Genomic DNA, 261 nt, shown 5'->3' with positions numbered 1-261 from the left:
GCCCATGTTAACGGGTCATCCACGGGCGCTTCGGTCCACGTCACTTGGTCTATGAGGTCAAGGCTTCCGAGGAAGCGCCAAATGTCCAAGTACGCGGCGTCGGTGGCGGCAATGAGGTCCACGATTTCCATGGTGAACGGCTTGGTCTCCCATCCCTTGAAGCGGTAGGAAACGTAGCCGTCCACGGCTCCCGCAGCGTCGTAATGCAGGGCGGTGCGAATACCGGCGTCGGGCTTTCCGTCGCGGCCGAGCTGGCCGGAA

The 261-nt window shown here is 62.5% G+C and carries 1 pseudogene; it reads right to left on the bottom strand.

Annotated features, from left to right (window positions below):
* Positions 1 to 261: pseudogene (locus SB679_RS24920) on the bottom strand (hypothetical protein); the annotation flags it as partial.

The sequence above is a fragment of the Chryseobacterium sp. SIMBA_029 genome, from assembly GCF_046535275.1.
Classification (GTDB): Bacteria; Bacteroidota; Bacteroidia; order Flavobacteriales; family Weeksellaceae; genus Chryseobacterium.
This window is presented reverse-complemented; position numbering and strand designations above follow the sequence as displayed.